Genomic DNA, 16,952 nt, shown 5'->3' on the forward strand with positions numbered 1-16,952 from the left:
TATTTTTGTGTTATTGAGTTTGAGTGTTTTGTGTTATTTAAATAAAAAAAGAATTTTTTGTATTTAGAGTTTTTTATATTATATTGAATTGGATATTTAATTATGTCTCGTCATCGTATTAATAGTCATAAAAAGATTGTTCCTGATCCAAAATTTGGATCTGATTTATTAGCTAAGTTTATTAACATTTTAATGGTAGATGGAAAGAAATCTGTTTCTGAATCCATTGTATATTCATCATTAGATGATTTGTCGAAATGTTTTCCAGGACGTGATCCGTTAAAAATTTTTGAAAATGCTATAGAAAATGTTGCACCAGTTGTTGAGGTGAAATCGAGACGTGTTGGTGGATCTACTTATCAAGTTCCTGTTGAAGTTAGATCTGTTCGCAGGAATGCTTTGGCTATGCGTTGGATTATAAACGCTGCTAGAAAACGTAATGATAAATGTATGTATATTCGTTTGTTTAACGAGTTGCGCGATGCCTCGGAATTTAAAGGTTTTGCTATAAAAAAAAAAGAAGAAATTCATAAATTAGCTGATTCAAATAAGGCATTTGCCCATTATCGATGGTGATGTGAAATGAGTGTGTGTTTTTTTTAGCGGATTGAGTTTTGTGTATTTGTTAAAAATTAAGTTTATTTTTGTTTATAATTTTTTTATTTTCATATTTAATTCGGGATATTTTTAACTGAATTATGTAATCGATATTTTAATTGAATAAGTTTTAAAAAGGTTTTATGGTTCGTATAACACCTATCGAATATTATCGCAATATTGGTATTAGCGCGCATATAGATGCTGGTAAAACCACTACTACTGAAAGAATTTTGTTTTATACTGGTGTAAATCATAAAATTGGGGAAGTACATCACGGTTTAGCTACTATGGATTGGATGATCCAAGAACAGGAAAGGGGTATTACTATTACTTCTGCAGCGACAACTTGTTTTTGGTCTGGTATGTTTAGACAATTTGGTACGCATAGAATTAATATAATTGATACTCCGGGTCATGTTGATTTTACTATAGAAGTTGAACGTTCTATGCGCATTCTTGATGGAGTAGTCATGGTGTACTGTGCTGTAGGGGGTGTTCAACCCCAATCTGAGACTGTGTGGCGTCAGGCTAATAAGTATAATATACCCAGAATTGCATTTGTTAATAAAATGGATAGAGTAGGAGCAGATTATTTTCATGTTATAGAACAATTGAGAACTCGTTTGTTTGCTAATCCTGTTCCTATTCATTTAGCTATTGGTTCTGAAGAAAATTTTATAGGAATTGTTGATTTGATAAAAATGCGAGCTGTTTATTGGAAGGAAGATCAAGGAGTAACTTTTTTTTATGAAAGTATTCCTGATAATCTAATGAAATTAGCTAATAAATGGAGAAAATATTTAATAGAATCAGCTGTTGAGTATTCCGAGAAGTTGATGGATAAGTATTTGAATGGAATAGAATTGAATGAAAAAGAAATTAAATTTGGTTTGCGAGGACGAGTATTAAAAAATGAAATTGTTTTGGTTACTTGTGGATCAGCTTTTAAAAACAAAGGAATACAGAGTGTTTTGGATGCTATAGTGGAATATTTACCATCCCCAATAGATGTTATGATTAAAAATAAGAAAAATATTTCTACTCTACATAGAGTAAGTGATGATCAACCTTTTTCCGCTTTAGTATTCAAGATTGCTACTGATCCATTCGTTGGAAATTTAACATTTTTTAGGGTGTATTCTGGTGTTATAAGTTCAGGGGATGTAGTGTTAAATTCTGTAAAAGATAAACGAGAGCGTATTGGTCGTATTGTCCAAATGCATGCAAATAAACGAGAAGAAATTAAGGAAGTACGAGCAGGAGATATCGCATCTGCAATTGGATTAAAAGATATTACTACCGGAGATACATTGTGTGATCCAGCTCATCCTGTTATTTTAGAAAAAATAGATTTTCCTAATCCAGTTATTTCTGTTTCTCTTGAAGCAAAAACTAAAATTGATCAAGAAAAAATGAGCATGTCGTTAAATAAATTATCTCAGGAAGATCCATCTTTTCATGTAGCTGTTGATAAAGAAACTAACCAAACTATTATTTCTGGGATGGGAGAATTACATCTTGAAATTTTAGTTGATCGTATGCGTAGAGAATTTGGGGTGAAAGCAAGTATTGGAAAACCCCGGGTTGCTTATAGAGAAACAATTTGTAAATCTGTAGAGCAAGAAGGAAAATTTATCCGACAATCTGGAGGAAGAGGTCAATTTGGTCACATTTGGCTTCGTATTGAACCAATACCAGATGGGGATAATAGGGAATATGAATTTTTAAATAAAATAGTTGGAGGTGTTGTTCCTAAGGAATATATTCCTGCTGTAAATAAAGGTATACAGGATCAGATGAAACAAGGGGTGTTGGCTGGTTATCCTATAGTTAATATCCGCGTTACAGCTTTCAATGGTTCATATCATGAGGTGGACTCTTCTGAGTTGGCATTTAAAATTGCTGCATCTATAGCTTTTAGAGAAGGTTTTATGAGGGCTAATCCAATCTTGTTAGAACCTATTATGAAAGTTGTAGTAGAAACTCCAGCAGAATATATGGGTGAGGTTATTGGTGATTTAAGTCGTAGACGTGGTGTAATTATTAGTATGAAGGAAGTTATGAGCATTGGGAGTATTATTTGTGCAGATGTTCCTTTGTCTGAGATGTTTGGTTATGCTACTGACCTCCGATCAAAAACTCAAGGTAGAGCTTTTTATTCTATGGAATTTTCTCAATATAATGAAATACCAAATAATATATCAAATGAGATAATTGAGTCTCGTAGTGTAAAATAAATACAGTCACTGTACGGTTACAGTGTAAGGAAATATAGTCGTGTCTAAAGAAAGATTTCAACGTACAAAAACTCATATTAATGTTGGTACTATTGGTCATGTTGATCATGGAAAAACTACTTTAACTGCAGCTATGAGTAGTGTGTTGGCTAAGATTTATGGCGGTGATGTTTGTACATTTGATCAGATTGATAACGCACCAGAAGAAAAAGCTAGAGGAATTACTATTAATACATCTCATGTAGAATATGATACTGCTCTACGTCATTATGCGCATGTTGATTGTCCCGGTCATGCTGATTATATAAAAAATATGATAACTGGAGCTGCACAAATGGATGGTGCTATTTTAGTTGTTGCTGCAACTGATGGTGCTATGCCCCAAACTAGAGAACATATTCTTTTAGCAAGACAAGTGGGGGTTCCTCATATTATTGTTTTTATTAATAAATGTGATATGGTAGAAGATGAAGAATTATTGGATTTAGTAGAAATGGAAGTTAGGGAATTGTTGTCTAGATATGATTTTCCAGGTGATAGCACACCAGTAGTTCGTGGCTCTGCATTGCAAGCATTAGAGGGAAATGAGTTTTGGGAAAAGAAAATTATTGATTTATCTGAATTATTAGATAATTATATTAAAGAACCGAATCGTATTATTGATCAGCCATTTTTACTTCCTATTGAGGATGTATTTTCTATTTCTGGCCGGGGTACAGTTGTAACTGGTCGTATAGAACGCGGTATTATAAAAATAGGAGAAGAAGTAGAGATTATTGGAATTAAAGATACAGTTAAAACTATTTGTACTGGTGTTGAAATGTTTAGAAAATTATTAGATGAAGGAAGAGCTGGGGAAAATGTGGGGGTTTTGCTACGGGGTGTGAAACGAGAAGATGTAGAGCGGGGCCAAGTTTTAGCTAAGCCTGGTTCTATTAAACCGTATATTGATTTTGAATCTGAGGTATATATTTTAACAAAAGAAGAAGGAGGGCGTCATACTCCATTTTTTAATGGATATCGTCCACAATTTTATTTTCGTACAACTGATGTTACTGGTAATATTAAGTTACCAAAATCAATTGAAATGGTTATGCCTGGTGATAATGTTAAAATGTCTATAAAACTAATCGCTCCTATTGCCATGGATTATGGTTTGCGATTTGCGATTCGTGAAGGAGGGCATACTGTTGGGGCTGGGGTTGTTTCTAAAATTATATCTTAGATATAATTTTATTTGATTATTATTAGGTAAATGAGATCAAAGTTGTTTTTTAATATTGTGTAGTGTTGTAATTTTATTTTTAATTGTTTTTATTATAAAATATTGTTCAGGGCATCTTTTGATGCCCTTTTAAATTGATGTTTTAGGTGTTAAAATAATATTTTTGTTTTGTGCACTAAATTGTATAAATTGTAAATTGGTTATTCATTTTGTGGAATATGAATTTTAATTTAGATTAATTTATTAAATTTTAAATTTTGTTGTTCTATAAATAAAAGTTTGATTTAAAATTTAAATAATATGAATTTAAAAATAAGAGTAAGGTTTTTATGAAAAATAATAACGAATGCTTAAAAAAATTTTTGTCTTTTGAAATATTGAAATGGACGATAGTTTTTGTTTTGTTATTTTTTTTAATTTTTTGCAATTATATGTTTTTTGGTGTTGATTTATTATACAAAATTTTATTTTTTACACTTTTTTTTGTTATAATTAGTATTATTATGTTAAAAACAAAAAAAGGGAGAGACAGTTTTATGTTTTTTAGAAAATCTTGTTATGAAATACGTAAAATTATTTGGCCAAGTAAAAAAGAAGTGTTACAAACTACGTTTATTGTTATAGTGGCAACTTCTGTTATTTCGGTGATTTTGTGGGGATTAGATTCAATTTTAGTTTTTTTAGTATCATTTATAACTCAGTTAAGGTTTTAAAAATATGATTGTAAATGTTCAAAAAAAGCGTTGGTATGTCGTTCAAGTGTTTTCTGGTTTTGAAAATCGTGTAGTTCAATCTCTTTATGAACGTATTAAATTATATAAAGTTGAGGAATTTTTTGGGAAGGTTATAGTTCCTACTGAATCAGTTGTTGAAATACGATTTGGTCGTAGGTGTAAAAGCGAGAGAAAATTTTTTCCAGGTTATGTTTTGATTAATATGATTGTAAACGATTTTACTTGGCATTTTATTCGTAATATTCCAAAAATTTTGGGTTTTGTTGGTGGTACTTCAGATCGTCCTGTACCAATGACTGAAAAAGAAGTTAATGTAATTATGAATCGTTTGCAAAGATTTGGTGATAAGCCTAGGCCTAAGAGATTATTTGAGCCTGGTGAGTTGATTCGTGTGAATGATGGCCCTTTTTCCGATTTTCATGGAACAGTAGAAGAGGTGGATTACGATAAAAATCGTTTAAAAGTTTCTGTTTTGATTTTTGGTCGTTCCACTCCTGTGGAATTAGATTTTAGGCAAGTGGAAAAAGGGTGAGATTATTGGATAAATGGGGTCAAATATTTTTTAAATAATGTGTTTTGTATAATTTGATAAATAAATAGAAATATATAATTATGAATATATTAAAGAAAATACAATCTTATGTAAAGTTACAAATTCCAGCTGGAATGGCAAATCCCAGCCCACCTATTGGTCCTGCGTTGGGTCAACGAGGAGTGAATATTATGGAATTTTGTAAAAGTTTTAATGAAAAAACTAAAAATATTGAAAAAGGTATGCCAATCCCTGTAATTATTACTGTTTATGTTGATCGTTCTTTTCAATTTATATTAAAGACTCCTCCGGCTTCTATATTATTAAAAAAGGTTTTGGGTATTAAATCTGGATCTAGTAATCAAATTAAAGATAAAGTTGGTACAGTTACCATGGATCAAATTTTTGAGATTGCTAAAATTAAAATGAATGATATGACGGGATCTAGTATAGAGGCTGTGTCTCGTTCTATTCAAGGAACTGCTTTATCTATGGGTATTGTGGTAAAAAAATTTTGATTTTAAATTTCTTTAATGTTTTGTTATTTATGTTAAAATTAATCATATTTTACTAAAATAATGTAAAAGTTTTTTATAACAATTTGTTTTTAATATTTTTTATTGTTTTATGGTTTTTGGTTATGAATGAATTTTGATGGGGAATGTAGGTTTACTCAAAGTGTTTTTAGAAAATTACAGTGGTATCTAAGTGATATTTATGATTTATAAATTATTAAATTGTTATATAAATTATGTATGTTTTGAAAATTTAATTTTATATTTATTTGTAAAATATTATGTATAAAAATATAAAATATTTAGAAAGTATATTTTAATTGTATATTTTTAATTTTTTGTATATATGTATTTGTTTTTTGCAAAATGAAGTTTATTAATCATATTTTTAGAAATTATGTAAAATTTTTCGGTGTAGATTGATTTAAAGTTTTATTATTAATAATTATATATTAAATTTAGTTTTTTATATACGGGTATGTGTATTTTAATTTTAAAATTATATGTATAAGTAAATTAGGTGGTTTAATAAATTTTAATTTTTATATATTTATAAAAATTTTATATTTAGAATATTGTATTTATATGTTTGTTAAATTTTTAATTTGGTATGTATAATGTTATTACGGAAATAGTTTTATGATTAATTTTAGAAAAATTTTAATGATTATATTGTAGGTATAAAAATTTATATTTTAAAAGAAAATATATAAATAAAAACAATGGAATAAGAATATGTATTTTATATATGATAATATAATGGATTATATGTTATTCTTAGATGTTTTAATGTTTGTTGTAGTATATTTTATGATTTGTAAGTATATTTGTTATTTAACAAAATTATTTTTGCTAAACTAAATGAAATTGTTTTAGTTTTTTAAAATTTATTTTAGTTAAAAAATTTTGTTTCATTTTAAAGGAAGATCTTATATGTCTTTAAATATTGAAAAAAAAAAATTAATTGTATCGGAAATTAAGGATATAGTAAATCGTTCAATATCTATTGTGATTGCTGATTTCAGCGGTGTTACCGCAAATGGGATTAATAGATTACGTAAAATTAGTCGTGATTGTTCTGGAATTTATATCAAAGTTATTAGTAATTCTTTATTTTGTCGTATTATTAAAGATACTCACTTTGATTGTTTACAAAGTGTAATTTCTGGTCCAATTTTGGTGGGGTTTTCTCTTTATGACCCAGGAAAGATTTCTCGGTTATTTTTAGAATATTGTAATAGTGATAAAAATTTTAAAATTGTAGCAGCTTCTTTTGAGAAAAAAATTATTTTATCTTCTAATATTGATCTGTTAGCTAATTTGCCAACTCGTAAGGAAGGAATATTATATATGTTATTTGTTATGAGAGAAATTGCATTAGGAAAAATTGTTAGAATATTATATCTTTTATGTGATAGAAATTTTTCTTGATTTTAATTATATAAGAGATTTTTCTATTCTATTTTGTAGTGTTTTATGTAAAAAGTAGAAAAAATTTTGTACAATCAATTAAACTTTGAGAATATTTAATATGTTGATTACTAAAGAAGAAATTATTAGTGCAATTAGCAAAATGTCCGTAATGGATATAATGGAATTAGTTCGTATGATAGAAAAGAAATTTGATGTTTCTTTTTCTAAATCTACTATAACTTCTTCTAGCATTCCTGAGAAAAATGTTGTAGAGGAAAAAACTGAATTTGATGTTATTTTAAATAATATTGGACCTAACAAAGTTTCTGTAATTAAAGTTGTTCGAAGTGCTGTTGGTGTTGGGTTGAAAGAAGCGAAGGATTTGGTAGAATCTTTTCCAGTTATTATCAAAAAAGGTGTATTAAAAGATCATGCCAATGATTTAAAAAAAATGTTAGAGGAAGTTGGTGCATCTATTGAATTAAAATAGATAGTATTGCATACTAATGTTAATATTTTAGCTTCACTGTGATAGAAGTTTAAGAGAATGTTTAAATATTTTTTAAATGTTTCTACTAAAGATAAGTGTATTATTAAACTGATTTTGTTTGTTGTGTTATTTATCTTATTTTGTAGTAATTATGATAAAGTAGAAAGTTTGTATAATTTTATGTTAGGTAGTTTATTAATTTTATTAGATAAGGATTTTTTATGTTTCGTTCTTATACTGAAAGAAAACGTTTTCGTAAAGATTTTAGGAAACGATCAGAAGTTTTAAACGTACCTTGTCTTCTTTCTATTCAGATTGATTCATTTCAAAAATTTATTGGAAAAAATGAACAAGGTGAATGTGGTTTAGAATTGTCTTTGCTTTCTGTTTTTCCGATAAAAAGTTATAGTGGGTATTGTGAATTACAATATGTAAGCTATCGATTAGAAAAATCTGTTTTCAGTATTCAAGAATGTCAAAATCGTGGTATGACATATTCTGCATCATTAAGAGTAAAATTACGTCTTATTATTTATGAAAAGGAATTTTCTAATAATACAGTTAAAAATATTAAAGAGCAAGAAGTATATATGGGCGAGATTCCTCTTATGACCAAGAATGGAACTTTTATTGTTAATGGAACTGAAAGAGTTGTTGTATCTCAATTACATAGAAGTCCTGGTGTTTTTTTTGATAGTGATAAAGGAAAAACTCATTCTTCTGGAAAAATTTTATATAATGCTCGTATTATTCCTTATCGTGGATCTTGGTTAGATTTTGAATTTGATTCAAAAGATAATTTATTTATTCGTATAGATCGTCGAAGAAAATTACCCGTAACTATTTTGTTGCGCGCGTTAAATTATAATGTTGAGCAAATTTTAGATATGTTTTTTAATAAAGTTATTTATGAAATATCTGATAATTATGAAATAAAAATGCGATTTTTAGTTGAACATTTTTTGGGAGAAATTGCTTTATTTGATATTAAATATAATAATATTATTTATATAAAAAAAGGTTGTCGTATTACTTCTATGTATACGGATAAATTAAAACAGGATAATGTTCAATATATTGAAGTTCCTATAGAATATCTTGTTGGAAAAACAGTTATAAAAGATTATGTTGATAAGAAAACAAATGAAATAATTGTTTATGCTAATACAAAATTGTCTATAGAATTGTTAGATAAGTTAAAATTATCCGGATATAGAATTATCGAAACGATATTTACTAATGATTCTGATCATGGTCCTTATATATCTGAAACTTTGCGAATTGATCCAACTAAAGATCGTTTTGGTGCATTATCAGAAATTTATCGCGTAATGCGACCAGGGGAACCACCAACTCGTGAAACTTCAGAAGGTTTATTTAAAAATTTATTTTTTTCTGAGGATCGTTATGATTTGTCTTTAGTGGGTCGTATAAAATTTAATAATTCTTTTCCAAATCAAAATAATGTAGATCGAACTATTTTGACTAAAAATGACATAATTAATGTTGTTAAAAAACTTATATCTATTCGAAATGGAAAAAGTAATGTTGATGATATAGATCATCTTGGAAATCGTAGGGTTCGTTCAGTAGGAGAAATGGTAGAAAATCAGTTTAAATTGGGATTAGCACGTGTTGAAAGATCGGTGAAAGAACGACTTTCTATTGGGGATGTAGATGATTTGATGCCCCAGGATATGATCAATTCTAAACAAATTTCTGCTATTTTAAAGGAATTTTTTAGTTTGAGTCAGTTATCTCAATTTATGGATCAAAATAATCCATTATCTGAAATAACTCATAAGCGTCGTATTTCTGCATTAGGACCAGGAGGATTGACACGTGAACGCGCTGGTTTTGAAGTTCGTGATGTACATCCTACACATTATGGCCGAGTTTGTCCCATTGAAACACCAGAAGGACCTAATATTGGATTGATTAATTCGTTATCTGTGTATGCTAGAACTAATAAATATGGTTTTTTAGAAACACCATATCGTTTAGTTGTACAGAGTGTTGTAACTAATGATATCCATTATTTAACAGCAAATGAAGAGGAAGATTTTATTATTGCACAAGCTAACACCAATATTGATGAGAATGGTTGTTTTATTGATGATTTTATAACTTGCAGAAATAAAGGGGAAGCAGGTTTATTTCATCGTAATCAAATTAATTATATGGATGTTTCTGCACAGCAAGTGGTTTCTGTGGGTGCGTCATTAATTCCGTTTTTGGAGCATGATGATGCCAATCGCGCTTTGATGGGGGCAAATATGCAAAGACAAGCGATTCCTACATTGTATTCTGATAAACCGTTAGTTGGTACTGGTATGGAGCGTGTTGTTGCAATAGATTCTGGAGTTGTAGTTGTGGCAAAAAGAAGTGGTATTGTTCAATATGTTGATGCGTCTCGCATTGTTATTGATGTGGAAGAAAATGAAACTCGTTTTGATGAAGCAGGGATTGATGTGTACAATTTAAATAAATATATTCGTTCTAATCAAAATACTTGTATTAATCAAAAGCCTTGTGTTTCTTTGGGTGAGAAAATAAACAAAGGAGATGTTTTGGCAGATGGAACTGCTACGGATTTGGGGGAATTAGCTTTAGGACAAAATATGCGTATTGCATTTATGCCGTGGAATGGGTATAACTTTGAAGATTCTATTTTAATTTCTGAACGAGTTGTGCAAGAAGATAGATTTACCACTATACATATTCAAGAATTGATTTGTATTGCTCGTGATACTAAATTAGGATCTGAAGAAGTTACTTCTGATATTCCTAATGTAAGTGAATCAGCTCTTTCTAAACTTGATATGTCTGGAATTGTTTATATTGGCGCAGAAGTATCTGGCGGAGATATTTTGGTTGGAAAAGTTACTCCTAAAGGTGAAACACAATTAACTCCAGAAGAAAAATTGCTTAGAGCAATTTTTGGGGAAAAAGCTTCTGATGTTAAAGATTCGTCTTTGCGAGTTCCAAATGGAATTTCTGGTACTGTAATTGATGTTCAAATTTTCACTAGAGATGGAATTAAGAAGGATAAGCGTTCTCTTGAAATGGAGGAGGCGCGTTTTAATCGAGAAAAAGCAGAATTAATTGAAGAGTTGAAAATTTTTGAACTTGCTCTTTTTAAGAGAATTTGTTGTTTTTTGATGCGTTGTGGTATTAAAGAGGAAGAATTGAATAATTTGTCATATGAACGTTGTGTAAAAATAAAATTGGTTAATATAGATGAGAATAATAAATTTAAAAAATTGATTAAACAGTACAATAGACTTAATCAGGAATTTAATAAAAAAATAGAAATTAAACGTAAAAAAATTATTCAAGGAGATGATTTAGCACCCGGCATTTTGAAAATTGTTAAAATTTATTTAGCAGTTAAAAGAAAAGTACAGCCTGGTGATAAGATGGCTGGTAGACATGGGAATAAAGGAGTGATTTCTAAAATTAATCCAGTTGAGGATATGCCGTATGATAAAAACGGTGTTCCAGTAGATATAGTATTAAATCCATTAGGTGTTCCTTCTAGAATGAATATTGGACAAATTTTAGAAACTCATTTAGGTATGGCTTCCAAAGGTATTGGAGATAAGATTAATAAATTTCTTAAACAGAATAAAAAAATAAAAAGAATTAGGAAATTTATTCAGAAAGTTTATGATGTGGGAAATAATATTCGCCAAAAAATTGATCTTAATATGTTATCTGATGAAGAATTTTTGCACTTAGCAAATAATTTGAAAAATGGTGTTCCAATTTCTACCCCTGTTTTCGACGGAGCTACAGAAAGGGAAATAAAAGAATTTTTAAAATTAGCAGATTTACCTACTTCTGGTCAAATTACTTTATTTGACGGTTGTACGGGGGAGAAGTTTGAAAGAAAAGTAACTGTAGGTTATATGTATATGTTAAAGTTAAATCATTTGGTTGATGATAAAATGCACGCGCGTTCTACTGGTTCTTATAGTTTAGTCACACAGCAGCCATTGGGTGGAAAAGCACAATTTGGTGGACAGAGATTTGGGGAGATGGAGGTGTGGGCTTTGGAAGCATATGGGGCGGCATATACGTTACAGGAAATGTTAACTATTAAATCAGACGATGTGAGTGGAAGAACTAAAATGTATAAAAATATTGTAGATGGAAATCATATAATGGAACCTGGTATGCCTGAATCTTTTAATGTATTGTTAAAAGAGATTCGTTCTTTAGGTATTAATATTGAATTAGAAGAAGAAATTTGTTGAATTTAATATGTTTTTTAAAATAATGTTTGATATAAAAGATATTTTTTTGTTGTATTTTATGTATTTAGGAGAGCTAATTTGTGAAGAATTTATTTAATTTTTTAAAAAAACAACCTAGTAAAATTGAAGAGTTCGATGCAATAAAAATTTTATTGGCTTCTCCAGATATGATTCGTTCTTGGTCCTTTGGTGAAGTTAAAAAACCAGAAACAATTAATTATAGAACGTTTAAACCAGAGAGAGATGGTTTATTTTGTGCAAGAATTTTTGGACCGGTTAAAGATTATGAGTGTTTATGCGGAAAATATAAACGTTTAAAACATAGAGGTGTTGTTTGCGAAAAATGTGGAGTAGAGGTAACACATTCTAAAGTTCGTCGTGAGAGAATGGGGCATATAGAATTAGCTTCTCCTACAGCACATATTTGGTTTTTGAAATCTTTACCTTCTCGTATTGGATTAATTTTGGATATGCCTTTACGGGATGTTGAGCGAGTTTTGTATTTTGAATCTTATGTTGTTATTGAAAACGGAATGACAAATCTTACATGTTGCAAACTTTTAACTGAAGAGCAATATTTGGATGCTTTAGAAGAATTTGGAGATGAATTTGATGCGAAAATGGGCGCTGAAGCAATTCAATATCTTTTGAGAAAAATGAATTTAAAAGAAAAATGTTTCCAATTATATCAAGAATTAGAAGAAGTAAATTCTGAAAGCAAGAAAAAAAAGATAACTAAAAGAATTAAATTATTAGAATCTTTTATTCAATCTAAAAATAATCCTGAATGGATGATTCTAACTGTGTTACCAGTTTTGCCACCTGATTTACGTCCTTTAGTTCCATTGGATGGAGGGAGATTCGCAACATCTGATCTGAATGATTTATATAGAAGAGTAATTAATAGAAATAATCGTTTAAAACGTTTGTTAGATTTATCAGCTCCAGATATTATTATAAGAAATGAAAAAAGAATGCTTCAGGAAGCAGTGGATGCATTATTGGATAACGGAAGACGTAATAGAGTTATTACCGGATCTGGAAAAAGACCATTAAAATCATTAGCTGATATGATTAAAGGGAAACAAGGTCGTTTTAGGCAGAATTTATTAGGTAAGCGAGTTGATTATTCTGGTCGTTCAGTTATTACTGTTGGTCCATATTTGCATTTGCATCAGTGTGGTTTACCAAAAAAAATGGGTTTAGAGTTATTTAAACCTTTTATTTATGGAAAGTTAGAATTACATGGTTTAGCTACGACAATTAAATCTGCAAAAAGAATGGTTGAAAATGAAGATTCGGTAGTATGGGATATGTTAGAAGAGGTAATTCGCGAACATCCTGTTATGTTAAATCGAGCTCCAACATTACATAGATTAGGAATACAAGCTTTTGAGCCAGTATTGGTTGAAGGAAAAGCAATTCAATTACATCCATTAGTGTGCGCTGCATATAATGCAGATTTTGATGGTGATCAGATGGCTGTTCATATTCCTTTAACATTAGAGGCACAATTGGAAGCGAAAGAATTGATGATGTCTACTAATAATATTTTGTCTCCTGCTAATGGAGAACCTATTATTGTTCCTTCGCAAGATATGGTTCTTGGTTTGTATTATATGACTAGAAATCGTATTAATAGTAAAGGGGAAGGTATGGTATTAACTGGACCAGAGGAAGCAGAACATGTGTATAAGGCTGGTATTGCGGAATTACATGCATCAGTTAAAGTCCGAATAGATGAGTATGAACTTAATTCTGAAAGAAAATTTGTTAAATCTACGAAACTTATTGATACAACTATAGGCAGAGCTATTTTATGGATGATTGTTCCAAAAGGTTTATCTTATTCATTGGTAAATAAAATAGTAGGAAAAAAAGCTATTTCTCATATGTTAAATACTTGTTATCGAGTTTTAGGGTTGAAAGAAACTGTTATTTTTTCTGATCAAATTATGTATACTGGTTTTGCTTATGCTACTAAATCTGGATCTTCGGTGGGAATAGATGATATGGTAATTCCTGAAAGTAAGGATAATATAATTTTCGATGCTGAGAACGAAGTATCTGAAATTCAAAATCAATTTCTTTCAGGATTAGTAACTTCTTCTGAAAGGTATAACAAAGTCATAGATATATGGGCAAAAGCTAATGACCGTGTGGCTAGCGCTATGATGGACAATTTATCTAGCGAAGTTGTTAGTAGATCGAACGGGGAAAAGGAGAAACAGCTTTCGTTTAACAATATTTTTGTTATGGCGGATTCTGGCGCTCGAGGTTCAGCTGCACAAATTAGGCAACTCGCTGGCATGCGAGGTTTAATGGCCAAGCCTGATGGTTCTATTATTGAAACTCCTATTACTGCTAATTTTCGTGAAGGGTTGAGTGTTTTACAATATTTTATTTCCACTCATGGAGCAAGAAAAGGTTTAGCAGATACAGCATTAAAAACTGCTAATTCTGGATATCTAACTCGTCGCCTTGTTGATGTTGCACAAGATTTAGTAGTTACGGAAGATGATTGTGAAACTATTTCTGGAGTTGTTATGACAGCATTGATTGAAGGTGGGGAGATTAAAGAGGCGTTATATGATCGTGTTTTAGGGCGTATTGTAGCGGAAGATGTATTAGACCCTGAGTCTTGTAATGTTTTAATTTCGAGAAATACGTTGCTTGATGAGTATTGGTGTAAGATTTTAGAACACAGTTCTTTGGATAGTGTTAAAGTTCGATCAGTAGTAACTTGTGAGACTGATTTTGGGGTATGCGCAAAATGTTATGGAAGAGATTTAGCACGGGGTAATTTAGTTAATAAAGGTGAAGCTATTGGTGTTATTGCAGCTCAATCTATTGGTGAGCCTGGTACACAATTAACTATGCGTACTTTTCATATTGGGGGAGCAGCTTCTCGATCTGTAGCAGAATCTAGCATTCAAGTAAAAACAGGTGGGATATTGCGTTTAAATAATGCAAAATTTGTTGTTAATAGTGATGGAAAATTAGTAATTACTTCTAGAAATGCTGAATTAAAGTTGGTTGATGTATTTGGTCGTACTAAGGAAAGTTATAAATTACCTTATGGTTCTATAGTTAACAAAAAAGATGGATCTAGTATTTTTCCTGGAGAAATTGTTGCAAATTGGGATCCGCACACTGTTCCCGTGATTTCTGAAGTAAATGGATTTATTAAATTTTTTGATATGATTGATGGACAAACTATTCTTCGCCAAACTGATGAATTGACTGGGGTATCTTCTGTAGTAGTATTAGATACATCTGAGCGTGTTAATAAAGAATTAAGGCCAGCTTTGAGAATTGTAGATAATAATGATGAAAATTTTGTTTCTGAAATTAATATATCTGCTCAATATTTTTTACCTGGAAGAGCTGTTGTGCAATTAGAAAATGGGGCATATGTCTCTATTGGGGATACTTTAGCACGTTTGCCTCAAGAAATTTTTGGAACTAAAGATATAACTGGTGGTTTACCTAGAGTTGCAGATTTATTTGAAGCGCGTTTACCAAAAGAGCCGGCAATTTTAGCTGAAATTACTGGTGTTATTTCTTTCGGAAAAGAAACAAAAGGAAAACGTAGATTGATTATTACTCCGAAAAATGAAAATGAAAAGGTTTATGAGGAGATGATTCCAAAGTGGAGACAACTTAATGTATTGGAAGGAGAATATGTTGAATGTGGTGATGTTATTTCAGACGGACCTGAGTCTCTTCATGATATTCTTAGATTGCGAGGTGTTTACAAGGTTACACATCATATTATTAGTGAAGTTCAAGAAGTTTATCGATTACAGGGTGTAAAAATTAATGACAAACATATTGAAGTAATTATTAGACAAATGTTGCGAAAAGGCACTATAGTTGATTCTGGTGATTCGAATTTTTTAGAAGGGGAGCAAGTGGAATATTCACATATTAGGGCTGTGAATAGAAAATTAAGACGCGACAAAAAAAAATTAATAAAATATTCTAGAGATTTATTGGGTATTACAAAAGCTTCGTTGGCAACTGAGTCATTTATTTCTGCAGCATCTTTTCAAGAAACAACTAGAGTATTAACTGAATCTTCTGTTTCTGGAAAGCGTGATGAATTACGAGGTTTAAAAGAAAATGTAATTGTAGGAAGATTGATTCCCGCTGGTACTGGTTATACATATCATCAAGAGCGTATTAGGAATCGAAATAAAAAGAGATCTTGTTCTTTTGATAGGAAGAAAATTAGTCTTGATGAGGCTTCTGCAAATTTGACCAAGTTGTTAAATGTTGAATTAGGAGATAATATAAAAGATTGATTATTTATTTAAATTTTTGTTGACAGAATTTTATTCTGGCGCAGTTTTATTATTTATTTTATTTTTTTGAGTTTTTAATTTAATGTGAATAATTTAATTCGTGTTTTATATTAATTAAAAATTAATAGGATGTTTTTAGTTTTTTATTGTTTTATTTTTTAAGGAAGAATGTATTATTAAAATTTTTATTTTTAGGTGTTATAATTTTAAATATGGATTGTATTTTTGTATATTTAAAATAATATTTTGTATTGTAAATTAATTTAAAATTTATTCTTGTAAGTTTTTATTTTTTTCGTATGATAAAGTTTTATAATTTAAATTTTGTATTTTGATTTATATAAATATATTAGATATATTTTGGATAGTTTTGTTTAGTAAAATATAAATTTTGTTGTTTTAGTTTATTTTTTTATAGTTTTTAGATAAATTATGAAGAATTTGAAATTTATTTTGGATAAATTTGGTTTTCAATATAAATGGTATAGTTTGTTTTGTATTATTTAGTAATAAATTGGTTTTTATTAAATAAATTACTTGTTAATTTGTTTTTTAGATTTTTTCTGTTTATGTTTTTATTGGATAAAATTGTGTAAATATTTTATAAATTTTTATTTTTATAAATAAGAATAAGTAAAAA

The 16,952-nt window shown here is 29.5% G+C and carries 10 protein-coding genes; all 10 read left to right on the top strand.

Going from position 1 to position 16,952, the window contains the following annotated elements; all coding sequences use genetic code 11:
- Positions 1-102: 102 nt before the first annotated feature.
- The 10 genes from rpsG to rpoC all read left to right on the top strand — a co-directional run bounded on the left by rpsG (position 103) and on the right by rpoC (position 16,312).
- Entirely contained in the window at positions 103-576 is a 474-nt protein-coding gene (gene rpsG / locus WEOB_RS00555; protein ID WP_281263972.1) for a 30S ribosomal protein S7, read from the top strand.
- A gap of 164 nt (positions 577-740) precedes the next feature.
- Positions 741-2,837: an elongation factor G gene (gene fusA / locus WEOB_RS00560; protein ID WP_281263973.1), complete on the top strand. Its 2,097-nt coding sequence runs from the start codon at positions 741-743 to the stop codon at positions 2,835-2,837.
- Between the two features lie 40 nt (positions 2,838-2,877).
- Positions 2,878-4,062 carry an elongation factor Tu gene (gene tuf, locus WEOB_RS00565; protein ID WP_281263974.1) on the top strand — a complete coding sequence of 395 codons (1,185 nt, stop codon included), beginning with the start codon at positions 2,878-2,880 and terminating at the stop codon, positions 4,060-4,062.
- Between the two features lie 329 nt (positions 4,063-4,391).
- Complete coding sequence (secE, locus tag WEOB_RS00570; RefSeq protein ID WP_281263975.1) at positions 4,392-4,775, top strand: preprotein translocase subunit SecE; 384 nt, start codon at positions 4,392-4,394, stop codon at positions 4,773-4,775.
- 4 nt (positions 4,776-4,779) lie between these two features.
- Positions 4,780-5,328 (top strand): transcription termination/antitermination protein NusG, encoded by a 549-nt coding sequence (gene nusG / locus WEOB_RS00575; protein WP_281263976.1) that lies wholly within the window; start codon positions 4,780-4,782, stop codon positions 5,326-5,328.
- 86 nt (positions 5,329-5,414) lie between these two features.
- Positions 5,415-5,846 carry a 50S ribosomal protein L11 gene (rplK, locus tag WEOB_RS00580; protein WP_281264061.1) on the top strand — a complete coding sequence of 144 codons (432 nt, stop codon included), beginning with the start codon at positions 5,415-5,417 and terminating at the stop codon, positions 5,844-5,846.
- Between the two features lie 930 nt (positions 5,847-6,776).
- Positions 6,777-7,274, top strand: a complete 498-nt coding sequence (gene rplJ, locus WEOB_RS00585; protein ID WP_281263977.1) for a 50S ribosomal protein L10 — start codon at positions 6,777-6,779, stop codon at positions 7,272-7,274.
- Between the two features lie 100 nt (positions 7,275-7,374).
- A complete protein-coding gene (gene rplL, locus WEOB_RS00590) occupies positions 7,375-7,746 on the top strand; it encodes a 50S ribosomal protein L7/L12 (RefSeq protein WP_281263978.1) in 372 nt (123 codons plus the stop codon).
- A gap of 221 nt (positions 7,747-7,967) precedes the next feature.
- The gene (rpoB, locus tag WEOB_RS00595; protein WP_281263979.1) at positions 7,968-12,005 is read left to right on the top strand and encodes a DNA-directed RNA polymerase subunit beta; all 4,038 of its coding nucleotides are present in this window, start codon (positions 7,968-7,970) and stop codon (positions 12,003-12,005) included.
- An 80-nt stretch (positions 12,006-12,085) separates the two neighbouring features.
- A complete protein-coding gene (gene rpoC, locus WEOB_RS00600; protein WP_281263980.1) occupies positions 12,086-16,312 on the top strand; it encodes a DNA-directed RNA polymerase subunit beta' in 4,227 nt (1,408 codons plus the stop codon).
- Positions 16,313-16,952 lie beyond the last annotated feature (640 nt).

This window comes from Candidatus Westeberhardia cardiocondylae, from assembly GCA_001242845.1.
In the GTDB taxonomy this organism is placed as follows: Bacteria; Pseudomonadota; Gammaproteobacteria; order Enterobacterales; family Enterobacteriaceae; genus Westeberhardia; species Westeberhardia cardiocondylae.

Excerpts from the sequence above, each read along its gene's own strand:
- rpsG (WP_281263972.1), top strand. The coding sequence starts at position 103 with ATGTCTCGTCATCGTATTAATAGTCATAAAAAGATTGTTCCTGATCCA.
- fusA (WP_281263973.1), top strand. The coding sequence starts at position 741 with ATGGTTCGTATAACACCTATCGAATATTATCGCAATATTGGTATTAGC.
- secE (WP_281263975.1), top strand. The coding sequence starts at position 4,392 with ATGAAAAATAATAACGAATGCTTAAAAAAATTTTTGTCTTTTGAAATA.
- nusG (WP_281263976.1), top strand. The coding sequence starts at position 4,780 with ATGATTGTAAATGTTCAAAAAAAGCGTTGGTATGTCGTTCAAGTGTTT.
- rplJ (WP_281263977.1), top strand. The coding sequence starts at position 6,777 with ATGTCTTTAAATATTGAAAAAAAAAAATTAATTGTATCGGAAATTAAG.
- rplL (WP_281263978.1), top strand. The coding sequence starts at position 7,375 with ATGTTGATTACTAAAGAAGAAATTATTAGTGCAATTAGCAAAATGTCC.
- rpoB (WP_281263979.1), top strand. The coding sequence starts at position 7,968 with ATGTTTCGTTCTTATACTGAAAGAAAACGTTTTCGTAAAGATTTTAGG.